Genomic DNA, 19,720 nt, shown 5'->3' on the forward strand with positions numbered 1-19,720 from the left:
CAACGACGCCAACGACGCCAACGACGCCAACGACGCCAACGACGCCAACGACGCCAACGACGCCAACGACGCCAACGACGCCAGCAACACCGGCACGGGCCACCACGCCAGCGACGGCGCAGAACGCCACGGCGACGGATTCGACCGCGACACCAATTAGTGACGCGGGCGTTACGGCAAGTCTGGAGTCACTGGCAGCTAGTGTCACTAGCGGTGCGTCAACGGCGGCTGCAGCTAGTTCCGCGGCGGCTGCAGCAGCTCGTGACGTGGCCAATACGACTAACGTTGACGTCACTGACGCGATCGACATTAACGGTACCGATGCGCAAACACAGCGGGCCGTCACTCCAGCTGGCGTTACGGCTACCATCATCAACGTCAGTGAACAGTCACAAAACCGGATTCCTGGTGGTAGTGCGCAGTCGACTTACACCTACTTTGCCCAGAAGGTTGCTGATACCCAGACGCAAGCGGCAGTTCAGTACGAACTGTTACTCCGTCAGTGGGACAGCGGCGTGAACAACTGGGTGCTGCCTTCTAGCTTCGGTATCACCGTGGGGATGCAGACCCGGTTAATGGAACAAGCGCTGCGGAGCTTGGACTCTCATAACATCAGCATTAACCTGACCACCAGTCAGTTTACTGATCCAGCGGTGGTTCGGCGTCTGAGCGAGTTTGGTCGCGAACAAACGCAGGGCACCCTCACCATTGAATTAGGTGAGTTACCATCCACGGACCAACTGGCAAGCGTTCTGCCAACGTACCATGCTGGTGGTGTCCAGGTTGTTCTGGGTGACGCGCAGAATACTGACGTTAACAGCGATACGGCTGCACGGGCCGCACAACAGCTGGACGGCTTCAAGTTCGCCCTACAGAAGTTACGTGCTCGTGGTGCTGATCAAGGCTGGGTTCAAACGGCTCAGCAATGGCAAGCACTGGCCCAGGCCAACGGCGGTAGCTTTACCCTTGAAGGGATTGAAACGCAGGATGACCTCAGTGTTGCTCAGCAGATGGGCGTTGAAAAGGTTCAGGGCTTCCTGTTAGGCAAGCCGGCCGAACCGACCGAGATCAACTTTAATTAAATGGTGAGTGGTTACTAGTAAAATCAGGTAAACATCACTTAGCGGGTGCGCTATCAATGATGATGGCGCATCTTTGCTTACATAGCGTAAGAAATTTACGGTGTTGGTCCCATTTCCGGGATAAGTTGCAGTAGAATGGTCTGTAACTAAGAGTATGTAGTTATCGGCCACTGGGGAGTGGGCGGATCGGTTTGAAAAATGGGGGAATCACCATTGAATACGTACACTTATTTTGCCCAAGCAATCGTGAACGTGACTACGCGCAAAGTAGAGGAGTATGAGTTGCTGTTGCGTGCCTGGTCACCCCAAGACCGCGACTGGTACCTGCCGGAAACGTTTGATATTTCGGTGGGCATGCAGACGCGGATGCTCAAAGAAGCGTTGAAAAATCTCGACGTGCAGCGGGTCAGCATCAACTTGACACCAGAACAATTTGCGAGCCGGTCAGTGGTTCAGCGCCTCGCCCGGTTTGTGAAGCAGACGCCCAGGCTGGCACAGCTAACGGTGGAACTAACCGCGGCTCCCACGGTGGAGGAGTTGACCACGATGGGGCCGGAGTATCACCAGCACCAGATGTTGATTGCCCTGGACGATGTGGGTTCGGACATTGATGATATTGGCTTGGTAGAACAGTTGGCCCCGGGGGTCGATAGCTTTAAGTTTGCCCTCCAGAACCTCCGTGAGCAGGGGGAGACGGCGGACTTGTTGGGTCGGGTGCAGCCGTGGGCAGATCTAGCGCACGCTCACGACATTCAGTTTACGGTCGAAGGGGTCGAGACGTACGCCGACCTACAGTTAGCCCGGTCGGTGGGGGCCAGCCATGCCCAAGGATTCTTCTTCAACCACCCGACGTCACCCAATCAGCGTAACGAACGGGCTTTTGCCCAACAAATTAGTAATTTGAATGATTTAATTTAATCGTGAACATTTGCATTAATATTAGCGGCGGTGGGTTTAATCCCACCGCCGTTTTTATTAGAGCCAACCGTGAGCGTGGGGGCCGGCATGATGAGGGCCAAACGGCTGATTGTGGCTGCGGCGGGCGATGAACCGCTCACATTTTTGTCCGCATTGCTCATCTAAACGTGCAATTTTGCCGATATAAATGTGGCGAAAACTAGTTTTAAGTGAGAATTCGGTGTACAATAGGTTCATCTTGAAACATAGTAGGGGGAAACAACTATGAAAAAGAAGTCAGTGATGCTGGGAGCAATGCTGACCACGATGGTTGCCTTGTTGGCTGCCTGTGGTTCCAGTTCCAGCTCATCTAACAAGAAGTCATCCGTTACATATATGCAGGGTGATGTGCTCCAGACCATGGATCCAGCCTTGGCGACCGATGTCATTTCTGGTCAGTCGCAGACTGATGTATACTCGGGTCTCTTCCGTTGGGACAAGACCAAGCTGACCCCAGATATGGCAGCCAAGATGCCGACTGTATCTAAGGACCAGAAGACCTACACCTTCACGTTGCGGAAGAATGCTAAGTGGAGTGATGGTAAGGAAGTTACCGCGCAAGACTTTGTCTACGCGTGGAAGCGCGCCATCGACCCGAAAACCAAGTCTGAATATGCCTACATCTTCTCTGGCATCAAGAACGCTGACGACATCATCGCCGGCAAGAAGCCAGCCTCAACTTTGGGCGTTAAGGCTTTGAGCAAGACCAAGTTCCAGGTTCAGTTGGACAAGGTTATGCCTTACTTCAACAAGATGATTACCCTGCAAACCTTCGACCCGGTTGAACAGTCCCAGGTTAAGAAGGAAGGTTCCAAGTTCGGGACTAACGCCAAGACGCTGACCTTCAACGGACCTTACAAGTTGGGTAAGTGGACTGGTTCTGAAAACTCTTGGACTGAAACCAAGAACAACAAGTACTGGAACGCTAAGAGTGTGAAGATCAACAAGATCAAGTACCAGGTGATCAAGGAAAACAACACCGCGTACAACCTGTACACGTCTGGCAAGGCTGACGACGTTACCGTTACTGGTGACACGGCAACCCAGGCCAAGAACGACAAGGGTTACACTGTCGTTAAGCAGAACGCGACCTACTACCTGGTTCCAAACTTGAAGCGGGTTCCAGCCTTCAATAACCAGAAGATTCGTCAGGCTATTTCCATGTCCATCAACCGTGCCGAATTTATCAAGAAGGTGCTAGGCAATGGTTCCGTTCCTGCTAAGACCGTTGTGCCTACCGACATGATGATCAACAGTAAGGGCAAGGACTTTACCACTGACGCTACCAATGGCGTCACGACCAGCAACTACGACTTGAAGAAGGCTAAGGAACTGTTCAAGGAAGGTATGAAGGAAGCCGGCAAGACTGACCTGACCTTCACGCTGTTGAGCGACGATACCGACACTGCTAAGTCCACGCTGGACTACCTGCAGTCCGCAATCGGTCAGTTGTCCCAGACTGGTGCTAAGTTGACCGTCAAGACGAAGTCCGTACCGTTCAAGACCCGTCTGACCCTGTCCACTGATGGTGACTTCGACATGGCCATTGAAGCTTGGTCCGCTGACTTCCCAGACGCGATCAGCTTCCTAGACATGTTCACTACTGGCAACTCCTACAACTACGGTGCTTGGAGCAACAAGCAGTACGACAGTCTGATTGCTGCCTCCAAGGGTGCTGACGCAACGAACACCACGAAGCGTTGGAACGACATGGTTCAGGCTGACCAGATTCTGGCTAAGCAGTCCGGTGTCATTCCTCTGTACCAGCTGGGTGCTGCCCACCTGCGTAACACTAAGCTGCAGGGTGTCACTACCAGCCCTAACGGTATGATCAACTGGGTCAAGGCTTCCTACAAGTAAGCTTTCACTGAGTAGCAAAAAGCGTAACCTCCGGGTTGCGCTTTTTGTGTGTTGTGCGCTAACCAGCCACGCTTTGGTGGTCTTTGTCTGTGAAACACTGTATAATTGATGAGCGCGTGGTTAAAGCGACGTAATGATTGGGAGGTTGTTTGGGGATGAAGAAGCATTCAGCGTTGGTAGGCATTGGGTTGGTCATCATGGTGCTCGTTCTAACGGCCTGTGGTGGTCAAGCGCAACGCCCAGCGCGTACGACCGTTAACGTGATGCAGGCAAGTCCACTCCAATCAGTGGATCCGGCGCACGCTAGCGACATTGTGAGTGCTCAAACCATGATGGACGTGTATTCCGGGCTTTACCGTTACAGCAACAAGCAGCTCCACCCCGACATGGCGGCCCGCATGGCCACCATCTCGCATGATCAGAAAACCTATACGTTTCACTTGCGCCGTAACGCCCGCTGGTCGGATGGCCGTCACGTCACCGCACAGGACTTTGTGTACGCGTGGCGGCGGGCGGTCAACCCGGCCACCAAGTCACCCTACGCGTACGCCTTTAATGACATTGTGAATGCCCAGGCCATCGGGGCCGGCAAAATGTCGGCGCAACGGCTAGGGGTAGTGGCCCTCACCCGCACTACTTTGCGGGTGCGGCTAACCAAAGCCGTGCCGTACTTTGAAAGCATGTTGACCATGTCCGTCTTTGACCCCGTCGAACGTACCCAAGTGACCAAGTATGGATCGCAGTACGGGACCAGCGCGGCTACGCTCACGTTCAACGGTCCTTACCGGCTCACTAAGTGGCGCGGTAAGGGGGCGCAACGGTGGGTTGAGACCAAAAATCCAACCTACTGGCGGGCACACCAAGTCCACCTGCACCGGGTCACGTACCGCGTCGTGAAGTCCAGCCAGCACGCCCTCAAGCTGTTCCGGCAAGGACAACTGGACGACATTACCGTCAGTGGTAGCAGTACCCACAAGGCCAAAAAGATGACGGGGTACCATGTAGTCAAACAAAATATTGCGACCTACCTGGAGCTGAATCAGGCGCGGGTACCGGCCCTTAAAAATCAGTCAGTCCGCCAGTCTTTGGCGTTAGCATTAACCGCGCCGGCTTGATTCGTGACGTGCTGGGTGACGGCTCGCAGCCGTTGACCACCATCGTCCCTGCCGGAATGTTTTACAACGAGCAAAGTGGTGCGGACTTTGCGACCAGCGCGGCCAATGGGGTCAGCCGCTATAGCAAGTACGACCTGGAACGCGCCCGGAAACTGTTTAAGGCGGGCATGGCCGCTACGGGGCAGACGCAACTCACGCTAACGGTGATTGGCGCCGACACGGATAGTGCCAAAGCGACGTTGCAGTACCTGCAGCGGTCGCTGGCAGCGTTGAGTCAGCCACAGGCGACGGTGACGGTCAAAGTAGTACCACTCAGTTTGACTGACCGGCTAGCCCGGCTACGGACGGGCAACTTTGACCTTGCCCTCACGGCGTGGTCGGCAGATTATCCTGATCCCGCCACGTTCCTGAACTTGTTCACGACTGGCAACAGCAACAATCATGCTGGGTGGTCGAACACTAAGTATGATCAGTTGGTGAACGCCGCCCAGACGACGGATGCCGGTAACGTTACGCACCGGTGGCACGACTTATTGGCAGCTGATCAGTTGTTGACCCGGTCGGTGGCAACGATCCCGCTGTACCAAGTCGGCCAGGCCCGGGTCCGTAACCCGCAGTTGCATGCCCGGTACAATAACCCGAACGGTCTCGTAAACTGGGCGACCGCGTATTACCAAGGTCAATAACTAGTACTAATCAAATCCACATTAACGAGCCATGTTGACGTTCTTTGGAGCGTGAATATTGGCTCGTTTTTTGGTGACTTTGCTGCCGTTAGCAGGTGCGACGCCGCACATAATGGCTAAGTGAGCTAGGCATGTGACGCGTGTGAGTGCAAAATTTGAACTTTTTGAATAAAATGTGATAAAAATGTGTAGACATGAGTTAAAAATGAGTGTATTATCATTTACATAAACGCACAGAGGTAATCATCACTGTACATATTTTAGGAGGCAATCATTCATGAAGAAGAAGCCATTATTGCTTGGCTCAATGCTAACAACCATGGTCGTTCTCTTAGCTGCTTGTGGCAGTAGTAGTGCCAGTGCTGCAAAGACTAAGTCGATGACCCGCATGGTTAAGGATGTCATTCAGACTATGGACCCCGCGCAGGCGACCGACGTTATTTCCGGTCAGACTTTGCAGGACACCACGGCCGGATTGTTGCGGTTTAAGGGCAAGAAGCTCGAACCAGACTTGGCCAGCAAGATGCCTAAGGTCTCTAAGGACCAGAAGACTTACACCTTCACGTTACGCAAGGGTGCTAAGTGGTCTGACGGTAAGGAGATCACCGCGAAGGACTTTGTTTATTCTTGGGAACGCGCGGCGGACCCGAAGAATAAGTCCGAATATTCCTACATCTTCTCAGGTATCAAGAATGCGGACGCCGTTATTGCCGGCAAGAAGGACCCATCCACAATGGGCTTGAAAGCTGAAGGCAAGTACAAGCTCGTTGTTACTTTGGACCGGGTCATGCCTTACTTTGAAAAGATGATCACGCTGCAGACCTTCAACCCCGTTGAAAAGTCTGAAGTGCAGAAGTACGGTAGCAAGTTTGGTACGAACTCCAAGTACATCACGGCTTCTGGCCCATACAAGTTGACCAACTGGAATGGTTCTAACAACACTTGGACTGAAGTGAAGAACAAGGATTACTGGAACGCCAAGAACGTGCACCTGGACAAGATCAAGACGACTGTTGTTAAGGATACTTCCACAGCCGTTAACTTGTTCCAGTCCAACAAGCTGGATGACGCGGTTATTTCCGGTGATACTGCCACCCAGATGAAGAATGACAAGGCTTACAAGACGATGGTTCAGGGTCGTACGACTTACCTGGAAATGGAACAGAAGAAGGTTCCGGCCTTCAAGAATCAGAAGATTCGTCAGGCCCTGTCCCTATCCATCAACCGTTCCCAGTTCATCAAGAAGGTCTTGGGTGATGGCTCGCGTCCGGTTTACACGATCCTGCCATACAAGTCCATGTACAGCGCTAACGGCACCGACATTGCGGCGGCCGCAACTAAGGGTGTCAAGCAGTACAACGATTACAACTTGGCTAAGGCTAAGCAGCTGTTCAAGGAAGGTATGAAGGAAGCCGGTTTAACTTCATTCAGCTTCACCATCACTTCTGATGATACTGATGCGGCTAAGTCCACGACTGAATACCTGCAGAACGCCTTTGAAAAGCTGAGCACTAACGGTGCTAAGTTGACGGTTAAGACTAAGTCCGTACCGTTCAAGACGCGGATTACCTTGTCCGAACAGCACAACTTCGACATGGTGGTTAGTGGCTGGCAGGGTGACTTCCCTGACGCCATCAGCTTCCTCGACCTGGAAACTACGGGCAACGCTACAACTTCGGTCAGTGGAGCAATGCTGAATACGACAAGTACGTTCAGGCTTCCAAGACGACCGATGCTACCAGCACCACGAAGCGTTGGAACGACTTGGTTAAGGCTACGCAGATCATGGCCAAGGACAACGGGTTATCCCTCTGTACCAGACCGGTGAAGCGCACCTGACTAACACCAAGATCAAGAACTACGATTACGGTCCAAACAACATGATCGACATGGAATCTGTCACTAAGAAGTAACGGATGCGTGCACGAAGCGACGTCCACCTCGGTGGGCGCCGTTTTGTGTGTCTTGACGGGCAGACTGAGGGAGTGGTGTAGCGTTGGGGCTTTGTGGACACCCAGCTGCTGGAACCGTATCGCGGCCATAAACGGGGTCGCAAACAACCAAGTAACGGTTACCAACCGTGCACAAACTCACTCGATGTGGCAGTTGGAAGCGTATACTGGAAGGCAGAAGACGTGAGAGAGGAAGTTTTGTTATGGTTACACCAGAAATCAAGTTGCTGAGCGCCGCCGAACAGGAGCGGTTTGACCGCCTGTACGCGTACACTGAAAGCGTGCTGGCGGCGGACCGCACCGGCCACTCGTTGGATCACATCAACCGCGTCCTGGCCAACGCCGTCCTGTTGCTGCACGACACGCCGGCTGCTGACACGTTGACCGTGGTGGCAGCCGCCACGCTCCACGACACTTACGACGATAAGCTCGTGGACAACGTGCCTGCCGCTCGCCGGAAGACGGCCGCCATGTTGGCGGATCAGGGTTTGACCAAAGTAGCACGGCGGAAATCCTGGGTATTATCGACCAAATGTCCTATCGCTACAGCTTGGACCACGACGTTACCCTCGACCTTAACGGTCAGCTGGTACAGGATGCCGACCGGCTCGACGCCATTGGCGCTATCGGGATTGCGCGGACGTTTTACTACGGTGGGGCCCATGGCAGTCAGCTGTATGGGGGCGAAGTGCGTGAACACTTGAGTGGCGCGGAGTACCGTCACAGTAGCTCGGTACTCAACCACTTTGACGAAAAGCTCTTCAAACTGGTCGACCAACTCAACACCCCTGCTGCCCAGAAACTCGGCGCCCACCGGCAACAAGTCATGCGCGACTTTGTGGCTGAGTTCAAAGCCGAAGTGAATGGCGCAAAATAACAAATAAATCTTTCCAAAGTTGACTACGTTTAACCCTCCCAACCGCTTAAAATAATGGTTAGGAGGGTTAATTATTATGGTAGAGACTAACTTTGGTTATACATACCGCGAGTTACGGCAAGCCAAGGGCTATAGTCTGAAGTCGGCGGCCAGCGGTGAGGTGTCGGTGCAATTTTTGTCCCAGTTTGAACGCGGCGAGTCGCAGATCAGCTTTGAACGGCTGGACCACCTGCTGCGCAATATCCACGTCAGCCTGAGTGAGTACGTGGCCGCGGCCGGCAACGATCAGCTTAACTGGCTCGATTGGTGGGCGTACCAACTAACGGAAGCCTGGCGCCGCCGACCGGCCGATATCGCGGGTGCGGTGGGCATGGCGCCCGTGAGCGTACGACCCGTGGTGGCGGCGATTAACAGCATCGTGCTCCTCGACCAGGCGGACCAGCGGGGGGCATTGACCGGTGCGTCGCTGTCAGCGGTGACCGGTGTATTGCGGCGCACCGTGCGTCCGGGGATGTTTAGCAACCTGGTGGCCGCACTGTCCGCCTTTGCCTTGCCCAACGAACTGCGCGTCAGTACGGCCAACCGGCTCCTGGAGCAACCACCCATTCGGTCCTACGCCCGCTACTTGCGGCCGTGCACCACGATGTACGCCGTCGTGTGTTTAGCCGAAGCCGAAGCGATTTTAGGGCAGCCATGCTTGGCGGGACAGTGGCTGTCCCGGGTGGAGAGACACCTCGGACCCGTTGATATGTATGAACGGTTGATGGTCCGCAAAGTGCAGGCGGGGGTGCTGTTCGCTGAGGGGGCGGTGGTTGCCGCTGAACGGATGCGCGCGCAGGTGCTACGAGCATGGCGAGTACTGGATGACCCGACGGAGGAGCAACTGTTTACGGAACACATGGACGCGATGTTTGCGATGATGGAGGATGAACGCATGGTACAGCCTAAATACGGGACGGCTTTTCGCGAGTTGCGCCAGGCCAACGCGGTGTCACAGTTGGCGCTGGCCGATAGTGATGCGGGACGGCAGGCCTTATCGCGGTTCGAACGAGGGGCGCATGCGTTGACGGTGATGCGGTTGAGCCGCATGCTGGACCGCATTCCGGCCACCTACCAGGAGTATTTACGGTTGCTGGCGCCCGATCCGGACGGCAGCTTTGAAGACTTCATGGTCATGCGTCAGCGCTTGCTGTACGGACCGGCGGGGCGCGTGCGGCTCCAGATGCTAGCGGCGCGGTACCGGAACCGCTACGACCGGGAGGGGCACGCGTGGTTGGAGCACCGGGCCGTCATGCTGGCGGCGACTCCGGACGGGCAAAGACGGCAAGCGGAACGCCAGCGGCTCTATTACTTTCTCCGGCAACAGGGCGCCTGGAGCCATTACGAGTTCGCGCTGTTCACGCACGGGTTGGCGACCACGCTCACGCTGGGCGATGTGCGCCAATTATGGGCGCAGTTAACGCAACCATTTGATGTCCGGACGCGGCTGGGCTACCAAAATCAGCGGCGTCAGATCGACGCGTTGTTAATGGTGGCGCAGGTGGCACTGGCGGCCGGGTGTCTGCCCCTCGCGGCGGCCGCGTTGCGGGTGACAGCCCAACTGCCCGCGCTGGCAGGAGGGCCATACGAAGAGTTGCGGTTGCAGGGCTTAGAGGCACTGTACATGATTCAGGACCCTGAGCAGTCGACCAAGGTGGGCCGGCAGCGGATTACCGCCATCATTGAATTGTGCGACTTTGTGGAGGACAAGACGGTGGCTCAGCGGTTGCGGACAGAACTAGCGGCACGCGCGTAAGGGTGCGGGTTGGAGTTCCGGCGCCAAATCGGGTATATTATGAAGGCGGTGCAGTTAGACGCCGCCTTAGCTCAGGAGGTAGAGCGCAGCGTGGTAAGGCTGAGGTGGCTGGTTCAAGTCCAGCAGGCGGCATAAGTGCTACGTTGTTTGACGACGTTAACACAATAGGGCCAGACTCCACACGAGTCTGGCCCTATTTTGATCGTGGCTCCGCAACAAACACCCCCACCAGTTAGCTGGTGGGGGTGTTGGGCGTCGCTCAGGAGATGAGCCAAAACTGCACTGTGGGACGACTATGGCAATCATCGGGGCGCAGAAGTAATGCTGGCGGTGAGTAGCTACCAGGCGGTCTGGGGATAAGTAGCGGCGTCGGTGTTATTTTAACCCCGGCATGTGCAAAATAAAAGGCTAACGGGTTAACCGTTAGCCACATAATTTTATTCATTACAGTAACGCCCAGCAGTTATTGAGTACGTGCAGTACCATCGATACCCGCAGGTCGTCACTCCAGGTGTAGGCAAAGGCCATGCCCGCGCCCAACCCGCAGTAGGTCAAGAAGTTGATCGGGTCACCGGGTGAATGGACCAGGGCAAAGGCGATGCTACTGACGATGGCGGCAAACCAGCGGCTACCGCGGGTGCGTTGAGCAGTGAACGCGTTCATCAACATGCCGCGGAAAATGAGCTCTTCAATGATGGGTGAAAATAGGCCTACCGATAAGGACATACTCCAGGGGATGCGGCGCAAGTAACTGACCACGGCGCTTTGGTTACTACTTTGCGGTGCCAGGTGGTAGGTGGCGGCCAACCAGGCGGCTACCTGCACGACAATCAGGATTGCCAAGCCACCCAGTAACGCCTGCCAATTGCGGCGGCTAAGGAGGCGGCGCCGGTGGTCCGCAGGCGTCACGTTGCGCACGTAACGCCGGTACGCCCAGTATAGGCCCGTAATCAGTACTAGGTAGCCGGCCACCGTGACGGCGAGCGTCCCGGCGTCTTCATGATGCCCTGTGGGTAGCACCAGGACGTCCACTACTTGGTAGGCCAGGAAGGCCAGCAGGAAGCCTAATGTGCGTTGGGTGACCGAAAAATGCCGCATAACTATCCTCCGGGACTATGGCTGGGTTTCGGCGCTCGCGTTGTCCGGCGCGGTGGCCGCTAGGTACTGCTCACCGGTCTGGGCGGTGTACAGCGATGCGGGCACCGCGTCGATCAGCGGTGAGACCGCATCGCGTGCCACTAGCACCAGTTCGTGCAGGGTGCGGGTGCATAGCGTGTACAGGATGTCCCGGTCGCCGGCGCTCGTATAGGTGTCGGCGGAGACGTCAAAGCCGATGACGGCGTCGAACTCGAGCCCCTTAGCGAGATAGACGGGTAGCACCACGCAGCCGCGGCTAAGCTGGTGGTCATCCTTGCTGAGTAGCGTGACGTCCACGTCGGTCTGCAGGCCCAACGCAACTTTGCTGGCCGTTGCCGCGTCCTTGGTGAGGATCGCGACGGTCGGGTGGCGCTGTAGCAGGTGGTTGACCAGCGTCGACAGCACCGGCTGGTACGTGCGCCGTGGTACCGTCAGGACCAGCGGCAAATTACCACCGCGGCTGAATGCCGTGATGTCCTTGCCTGCTGGAATTAAGGCGTTGGCAAAGTCGGTGATGGGACGCGTTGAACGGTAGGACTTGTTGAGAGTCACGAGGCGGGGATGCAGGTCGGCAAAGTCGTGTTGCAACTCCGCCAGGTAACTCTGACTGTCAGCGTAATTGCCCGTGAACACGTCTTGAGCCACATCGCGAGAAAGGTCAGTTGGGCGCGGGGGAAGGCGTGGTGCAGGTACTTGAGAATGGCGATACTGTAATCCTGCATTTCGTCGACAAAGACGGACTGGATGCCATGGTTTTGGCCACCGCCGGTCAGCACGTCGCGAATCATCATCAGTGGTGCCGCGTCATCGAGGCGCAGACGGTGGGCTTCCAGGTCAGCGCCGACCGCGTCACACATGGCCGTCCAGGTAGCTGCGTCCACAACGGTCTGCGGGTACTGACGGAGGAAGTCCAGGTAGTTTAGGTAGGGGTCGAAGAAGTAGTCGTCGTACAGGGCGGTGTAGACGGGCGCAAAGCGTTCGGCCACGACCGCGCGGGCCACAGCGCGTAGCTCGTCGGCGCCGTTTTCGAAGCGCTGGTCGCCGATGTAGTGCTGGACCTGTTCCTCGTTGAGGCTGGCCAGGGTGTCGTCGACCCAATCCTGGTGGGTTTCGAGGCCGATGCGGGTGTTGAGCCGCTTCATCAGGCGTTTACGCGTTTCGGCAAACTTATCGGCCAGGGTCATCTGCCGCGGAAGGCGGTCGTAAATTTTACGGATGTTTTTGGCGGCAAAGAAAGTCTCACCGTTGAGGTCGACGTCGACAAAGTGCGGTTCCGCTCCGTGCTTAGCGTACGCGGTGGCGGCGTCCATAAACGCAGCGCTCTCCTTGAGCCGCCGCATGGCTTTAGCGGCGGCGGGGAAGGAGGCTTCATCGCGTTCGAAGCGGTCAAAGAGGGTCTCCACCTGCAGCCCGGTTAGCCGCCGAGCAAGGAATTCAACCAGGGTGGTCTGAATCATGTTCTTTTCGCCCAAACTCGGCAACACCTGGGAAATGTAGGTGGCGTAGAGCTTGTTGGGCGAGAACAGGACCATCTGATTGGCGTCCAGCGTGGTGCGGCTGTGGTACAGCTGGAAGGCGATGCGTTGGAGCACAGCACTGGTTTTGCCGGACCCCGCAGCCCCCTGCACGAGCAGGAGGTCGGAGCTGGTATCACGGATAATGGTATTTTGTTCCTGCTGGATGGTAGCGACGATGTTTTGCATGTACTCGGAACTAGCGTCACCCAGCACTTCCTGGAGGATCGAGTCGCCAACGGTTTCGCTGGTGTCGAACATATTGCGAATTTGGCCGTCCTCAATCTGGAACTGGCGTTTATTATTCAAAGTTGCGTGGGCGGTCCCGACTGGGGTGGTGTAGTCGACGGGTCCCAGCGTCCCGTTGTAATAAATAGAAGCAACGGGGGCGCGCCAGTCGTAGACCAGGAACTGGTTATCGCTATCCTGGAAGGTCCCAGTACCGATGTAGAGGGTGTCGTCCTCACCATCTTCGGTGATGTAGATGCGACCAAAGTAGGGTGAGCGGGCCAGCCGGGTGAGGCGAGTCTGTTCCTTTTGCAGGATCTGCTCGTTTTCGACGGCGCGTGCAACCAGTTGCTTTTGCTGTTGCACGGCGGCGTTAGTTTCCATGCGGTCGTCGACCTCGGTGATGTTGACCTTAGTGTTATCACCGTAATTCTGTTCCACGTCACGAGTTTCGGCGTGTGCGGTGTCGATTTGGTGTGCGACTACATCCAGCCGGTGGTGCAGCCGGTCAATGACGTGGTCGACGCGGCGCTGTTCATCTGCGCGCGATGCATTTTGCATGGGACAACCCTCCTTTACTTCCACTTCTAAATTGATAGTACATTGTACTTCCCGCCGGCCAAATGTGCAAGTGAGCACGCTGGTATGATTTCGGGCAGCTTGAGTGTGGGTAGTTTCGGCTTCTCTTCTGTGGAAGACAAACGTGGTGGTGTCTGCCAAAGAAGAATAAGCTGTGCGTTTTGTGGTATTGGCTCTGGGTCAATGGTGTGTATAATACGGTAACTCTTTGACGTGTAGTTGACCTCAAAATAGCGGGAATCTGCGGCTGGTGGTAGGAAGCTACGGCGTAGGACGTAAGCCACAGTCCCACCGCCGACCACAGATTCTACCCACGCAAGCCGCAACTACCTGACCCCGACCAACCCTAAATCTTACGCACTAAGCCAGGGACGTGTGGTACAATTGAAGCCATATGTAAGCGTCCGCAATTAATTCGTGGCGGGTCCCGTGCCCACCAGCTTAGTAAAGGAAGTTCGATTATGCAGCAACAACCAGGTCAACCAGCAGCACCAGCCCAGATGGATCCTAAGCAGAGCAAGAGTTTCTGGATTCGTCATTACAAGGCTATTTGTATCATTTTGCTTGTCGTCGCCGTCTTTGGCGGGGCCGTTTACAAGTTGACGCGGCCGAAGCTGAGCGGTTTTATCCCTGACAACGTTTTCCGCGTGACCATGACGGGCAAGAGCGGCGCGCGGTCCACCTCCTACATGTACTTTGGCGACAAGGAATCCGGGTACGGGGCCGTGGGGTCTACCAGCCAGAAGAAACTGGAGAAGGCCGTCGCCCAACCCGGGTTCAAAGCTAACCTGAAGAAGCAGGTAGCTGGCGGCAAGCGCAACACGTACACCCTCAAGAACAACTCGACCCTCATTCTCTACGACGGTAACGCCGTGGCCTTTAAGATCAAGAGCAGTAAGATCGACGGTAACGAGCTGACCGGTACCCTATCAGCTGGGAACGGGTCCGTCGCCGTGACCCTCATGAAGATCGTGCAATAAATATTTCTACCTAACTAGGTCGCCAACGTGGCGGCCTTTTTTTGGTGGGCATGGGGGAAAGATGCGGTGTCAATTTTACAGCAATCAGCTCACGTGCTGGGGCCATCCCCAGCATTAATGCCCACCATGACCCAACTTTGCCCCGATTATTTTCAGCAAACTACTGCTTTCACCAGTAACTTCTATTACAATAGGGAATTGTTTAGTCTACATATAAAAGTTGGGAGCACGTAATTATGTCGTTAGTTTTAACGTGGTGGGCGGCCCTCATTGGGCTGGCCGTCGCTATCATCTTAATTTTGCAGCACCTGAATCCGGTATATGCGTTAATGCTCGGAGCCGTGGTTGGCTGCTTGCTGGGTGGGGCCAACCTGACCCAGACCATTAACATTCTCATTGCTGGGGGCCAAAGTGTCATGGGCATCGTACTGCGGGTACTCGCGGCCGGCATGCTGGCGGGGGTCATGATGGAGTCTGGTGCCGCCGACACCTTGGCGCGGGCCATCGTCACCAAGATGGGTGACCGCCTGGCCATCCTCGCGTTGGCACTGGCGACCATGGTGATCACGGCCGTCGGGGTGTTCATTCCCGTCGCGGTCCTCATCGTGGCACCCATTGCTTTGGAGGTCGGCCAGCGGATGCACATCTCCAAGTTGGCGCTCCTTGTCGCCCTGTCTGGTGGGGGCAAGGCCGGGAACATTATCTCGCCGAACCCGAACACGATCGCTGCCGCCAAGGGCTTTAACGTTGAGTTGAGTCAGGTGATGATTGCCGACTTTGTTCCGGCCGTTGTGGCGCTGATCGTCACGGTGCTCGTGGCCACTTTGTTGAAGGGCAAAGGCTCGGCGGTACTCGAGCGCGACCTAGACATCCTAGCCAGTGAGGCGCACCCAGACAGCTTGCCGTCCCTCGGTACCGCGCTAGTCACGCCGGTGTTGGCCATCGTTTTGTTACTGCTCAACCCGATTGGGTCCCTGCTCCACATTGGCGTGTTGACCAAGTTCAGCTTGGACGCGATGTACGTGTTGCCGATTGCCGCCATTGTCGGCGCGCTGGCGATGCGCCAGGGGCACAAGTTGATGAGCTACGCGCAGGCGGGGATGAACCGCATGACTGACGTCGTCCTGATTTTGATTGGTGCCGGCGCGATTGGTGCCGTAATTACCTCCTCCGACCTGCCGGCCCAGTTAATTCACCTGATCAAAATGTCGGGCATCTCGGGTGTCTTCTTGGCACCAATTGCTGGTATCCTGATGGCAGGGGCCACCGCGTCCACTTCGACCGGGGTCATCCTGGCGACGGGGTCGTTTAGCAAAGCCGTGCTTGGCTTTGGCATCAGTCCGTTGGCGGGCGCCGCGATGATGCACACCGGTGCCATCGTCTGCGACCACCTGCCGCACGGTAATTACTTCCACGTCACGGCCAACGCGATGCGGATGTCGATCAGCGAGCGCTCGAAGGGAATTCTTTACGAGTCCCTGGTCGGGGGCGCCGCCGTAATCACGGCCACGATTATGTACGGGTTCTTCTAGAGGCAGTACGAGGCAAAGGAGAAGCAAAAAAATGAAGTTTGTCATTGCTCCAGATTCATTTAAGGGCGGCCTGACCGCCAAGGAGGCGGCTCACGCGATGGCGACCGGCATCCGGCGCGTCTTTCCGGACGCTGATTACGCCCTCGTACCGATGGCCGATGGCGGTGAAGGGACCGTCCAGTCGCTGGTCGACGCGACTAACGGGCGGTTGGTCACCGCCACCGTGACTGGGCCACTAGGCGACCCAGTCACGGCCCAGTACGGGCTGCTGGGGGATGGGCACACGGCCGTGATCGAGATGGCGGCGGCCAGCGGCATCCAATTTGTTGATGACCAGACGCATAATCCACTGGTGACGACCACGTACGGCACGGGGGAGTTGATCCGCGCGGCTTTGGCGCAGGGCGTGGATAAGATCATCCTTGGTATTGGGGGCAGCGCGACGAATGACGGCGGTGCGGGGATGGCTCAGGCCGTGGGCGTGCACCTGCGTGATGCAGCTGGGCACGAGTTGCCGTTCGGTGGCGCGGCGCTGGCCAACTTGGCAACAATCGACCTCAGTGAGCGTGACCCGCTGCTGGATGACGTGGAATTGCTAATTGCGTCCGACGTCACCAACCCACTCGTTGGTGACACCGGCGCATCGGCGGTGTTCGGCCCGCAGAAGGGCGCGACACCCGCCATGGTGGCAACGCTCGACGCGGCTTTGGCCCACTATGCGGACGTGATTCACACCCAGGTGGGACCAGATTTGGCCCAGGCGCCGGGTGCGGGGGCTGCTGGTGGCCTGGGTGCCGGGCTAATGGCATTTACCCACGCGACGATGGCCCACGGTATCGACATTGTGGTCGAGTACAGCGGCTTGCGGCAGCAGGCCGCTGACGCCGACTTTGTCTTTACCGGTGAGGGCGGCATCGACTTCCAGACCCAGTACGGCAAAACGCCATACGGGGTGGCGCAGGTGACCAAAGCCGTGACGCCCGATGCGCCGGTGATCGTGCTCGCGGGGAACGTGGGCAAGGACGTTGACGTGCTGTACCGTCACGACGCCATCGACGCCATCTTCTGTACGGTGGCAGGCGCCAACCGCTGGCCCGCGCGATCGCGGATGGGGCGCATGACGTGGCCCAGACGGCAGAGAACGTGGCGCGGCTGATTGCGGCCATGCGGGGCTGATGATGAATAAATGGGGCGTTGTTGGTCGGGTTAAGGCTGATAACGCCCCGTTTGTCGGTGATGCTAGCTTACTAGTCCAAGCCACGGTACGCCAGCCAACAACTTCTTAAGAATCCCAGCCCACCCTGTTCAGCGGTCCCGCAATACGGTATATTAGATACCAGTGACAAAACTAAGATAAATTGATGGGGGTTCGCATGGCACAAGATAAGCAAAGTGGGTCGCAAGCAGCGGCTCAGACGAAGCAACCGTGGAGCAAGGCACGTAAGATTTGGACGTGCGTCGTAACGATCGTGGTGATTGTGGCGGCCATCGCCGGCTTCTTTGGTTGGCGTCAGGAGAGTGCCAAGGCTAAGTTTGCTGACCACATTTACCTGGTTACGTTGGCGGTCAACGGCAAGTCGAGTAACGCGCAGAGTGAAGTGTTCGCCTTTGGCAAGTACGACAAGAAGCAGGTGGCCTTCATGGACCTCAACTACTTCTACTACATTAAAAAGGCGTACCTGCGGAAGGTGCAGGCGGCGACGGCCAAGCAGTACGATGAGAGCTACAAGTTGAACGGCAATCACATCACGATTACCGGGAAGAACTTCAAGTATGACTTCAAGCCTTACACTAGCAAGAAGACCACTGAGACGTACGGGGCGAAGCGCAACCTGTACAGCGGTAAGTTCACGTACAACATCAAGAAGAGCGGTAAGACCAAGACCTACAAGGGTACGTACAAGCTGCGCGACATGGGGACCACCAACCAGTGGTACAAGACGGTCGGTAAGTACCTGAACACCAAGTCGGTCAGCCCGACTACTGGGAGTAGTTCGACAAGTAAGTAATACGAATCAATGCAGATAGACAGGTTGAAGGCGCACCGGCGTGGAGCTGGGGGCGCCTCCTTTTTAGTTTGTCAGTTACGGCGGTGGACTACCCAGACGGTCGTCGTACTACCAGGGGCCAGATTCTCTCCGCTCGGGCATAGCCGGTCATGCTATACTGGTTGGGAATAGCAAAAGCAGAGGAGTGTATATCCAAATGTCAAAGAAAGTCATCCTGACTGGCGACCGCCCAACTGGCCGCCTGCACATCGGCCATTACGTGGGTTCGTTGCGCAACCGTGTGGCACTACAAAATTCCGGCGACTACGAAAACTTCATTATGATTGCTGACATGCAGGCGCTGACCGACAATGCACGTGACCCCGAGAAAATTCGGCACTCGCTGTTGCAGGTGGCGCTGGACTACCTGGCCGTGGGCATCGACCCGGCCAAGTCCACCATCCTGGTGCAGTCCCAGATTCCCGCGTTGAGCGAGCTGACCATGTACTACCTGGACCTGGTCACCGTTGCGCGCCTGAACCGCAATCCCACCGTCAAGACGGAAATCAAGCAGAAGGCCTTTGGTGAGTCCGTACCGGCTGGCTTCCTGATCTATCCGGTTAGCCAGGCGGCGGACATTACGGCGTTCAAGGCCGACACGGTGCCGGTGGGAGATGACCAGGAACCAATGCTGGAGCAGACCCGGGAAATTGTACGCACGTTTAACCGCGTCTACAACACCGATACGCTGGTGGAGCCCGAGGGATACTTTCCACCCAAAGGCAAAGGGCGCCTGCCAGGGATCGATGGTAACGCCAAGATGAGCAAGTCACTGAACAACGGCATTTACCTCAGCGACGACGCCGACACGGTCAAGAGCAAGATCATGAGTATGTACACCGACCCGCACCACATTCACGTTCAGGACCCAGGTCAGGTCGAGGGCAACGTGGTGTTCACGTACCTCGACATCTTTGGCACCGATACCGACAAGATTGCCCAACTGAAGGAGCAGTACCGCCACGGTGGCCTGGGCGACGTGAAGATCAAGCGTTACCTCATCGACGTCATGGAAGCTATCCTGGAGCCCATTCGCACGCGGCGTGCCCAGTACGCTGAGGACATGGGCGCGGTAGCTGACATGCTGCATCGAGGCTCGGCGCACGCCAACGAGGTGGCCAACCAGACACTGGCAGAGGTACGGCAGGCTATTGGGGTCAATTACTTCGACTAGTGTTCTTTAACCGGACCGCAAGTGCATAAAATTCACAAGCAAAAACGGCATTCTGCTATCGTGGGATGCCGTTTTTATAAGGAATAATCGGCCGAATACCAGCAGCTAGAAGGAAATCTTAGGATAAATGTAACGGTTATTTAATATTTGACAGGAGTGAATGCTGGTCTCTGGGTTTGCGTATATGCAACTTCTTACGTATAG

Annotated in this window: 10 protein-coding genes, 1 tRNA gene and 4 pseudogenes; 13 read left to right on the plus strand and 2 right to left on the minus strand. The window is 56.2% G+C overall.

Annotation, left to right across the window (positions count from 1 at the left end):
* The 8 genes and pseudogenes from JCM13996_RS09570 to JCM13996_RS09610 all read left to right on the plus strand — a co-directional run.
* Positions 1-1,082 (plus strand): EAL domain-containing protein (locus tag JCM13996_RS09570; RefSeq protein ID WP_156321955.1); only part of this gene is annotated, 1,082 nt, incomplete at its 5' end.
* 213 nt (positions 1,083-1,295) lie between these two features.
* Positions 1,296-2,000 (plus strand): EAL domain-containing protein, encoded by a 705-nt coding sequence (locus JCM13996_RS09575; protein ID WP_054750961.1) that lies wholly within the window; start codon positions 1,296-1,298, stop codon positions 1,998-2,000.
* Between the two features lie 264 nt (positions 2,001-2,264).
* Positions 2,265-3,899, plus strand: a complete 1,635-nt coding sequence (locus tag JCM13996_RS09580; RefSeq protein WP_054750962.1) for a peptide ABC transporter substrate-binding protein — start codon at positions 2,265-2,267, stop codon at positions 3,897-3,899.
* A gap of 398 nt (positions 3,900-4,297) precedes the next feature.
* A pseudogene (locus tag JCM13996_RS12070) lies at positions 4,298-5,700 on the plus strand (peptide ABC transporter substrate-binding protein).
* 277 nt (positions 5,701-5,977) lie between these two features.
* The gene (locus JCM13996_RS09595) at positions 5,978-7,528 is read left to right on the plus strand and encodes a peptide ABC transporter substrate-binding protein (protein ID WP_225353576.1); all 1,551 of its coding nucleotides are present in this window, start codon (positions 5,978-5,980) and stop codon (positions 7,526-7,528) included.
* Positions 7,529-7,876: 348 nt separating this feature from the next.
* Positions 7,877-8,529, plus strand: a pseudogene (locus JCM13996_RS09600) (HD domain-containing protein).
* A 76-nt stretch (positions 8,530-8,605) separates the two neighbouring features.
* Positions 8,606-10,324 carry a helix-turn-helix domain-containing protein gene (locus JCM13996_RS09605; protein WP_054750965.1) on the plus strand — a complete coding sequence of 573 codons (1,719 nt, stop codon included), beginning with the start codon at positions 8,606-8,608 and terminating at the stop codon, positions 10,322-10,324.
* Positions 10,325-10,384: 60 nt separating this feature from the next.
* A tRNA-OTHER gene (locus JCM13996_RS09610) sits at positions 10,385-10,456 on the plus strand.
* A gap of 312 nt (positions 10,457-10,768) precedes the next feature.
* Here JCM13996_RS09610 and JCM13996_RS09615 read toward each other — a convergent pair.
* Together JCM13996_RS09615 and helD are read right to left on the minus strand one after the other, a co-directional pair.
* Entirely contained in the window at positions 10,769-11,422 is a 654-nt protein-coding gene (locus JCM13996_RS09615; RefSeq protein WP_054750966.1) for a CPBP family intramembrane glutamic endopeptidase, read from the minus strand.
* Positions 11,423-11,437: 15 nt separating this feature from the next.
* A pseudogene (gene helD, locus JCM13996_RS09620) lies at positions 11,438-13,764 on the minus strand (RNA polymerase recycling motor HelD).
* Between the two features lie 479 nt (positions 13,765-14,243).
* Between helD and JCM13996_RS09625 the strand changes: the two are divergent.
* The 5 genes and pseudogenes from JCM13996_RS09625 (at position 14,244) to trpS (ending at position 19,516) form a co-directional block, all read left to right on the plus strand.
* Positions 14,244-14,762 (plus strand): hypothetical protein, encoded by a 519-nt coding sequence (locus JCM13996_RS09625; protein WP_054750967.1) that lies wholly within the window; start codon positions 14,244-14,246, stop codon positions 14,760-14,762.
* A gap of 236 nt (positions 14,763-14,998) precedes the next feature.
* Positions 14,999-16,294 carry a GntP family permease gene (locus JCM13996_RS09630; protein WP_054750968.1) on the plus strand — a complete coding sequence of 432 codons (1,296 nt, stop codon included), beginning with the start codon at positions 14,999-15,001 and terminating at the stop codon, positions 16,292-16,294.
* 31 nt (positions 16,295-16,325) lie between these two features.
* Positions 16,326-17,470, plus strand: a pseudogene (locus JCM13996_RS09635) (glycerate kinase family protein).
* Between the two features lie 197 nt (positions 17,471-17,667).
* The gene (locus JCM13996_RS09640) at positions 17,668-18,303 is read left to right on the plus strand and encodes a hypothetical protein (protein WP_054750969.1); all 636 of its coding nucleotides are present in this window, start codon (positions 17,668-17,670) and stop codon (positions 18,301-18,303) included.
* A gap of 196 nt (positions 18,304-18,499) precedes the next feature.
* Positions 18,500-19,516 (plus strand): tryptophan--tRNA ligase, encoded by a 1,017-nt coding sequence (gene trpS, locus JCM13996_RS09645; RefSeq protein WP_054750970.1) that lies wholly within the window; start codon positions 18,500-18,502, stop codon positions 19,514-19,516.
* Positions 19,517-19,720 lie beyond the last annotated feature (204 nt).

Origin of the sequence: Lacticaseibacillus thailandensis DSM 22698 = JCM 13996, assembly GCF_001312865.1 — a bacterium.
Taxonomy (GTDB): Bacteria; Bacillota; Bacilli; order Lactobacillales; family Lactobacillaceae; genus Lacticaseibacillus; species Lacticaseibacillus thailandensis.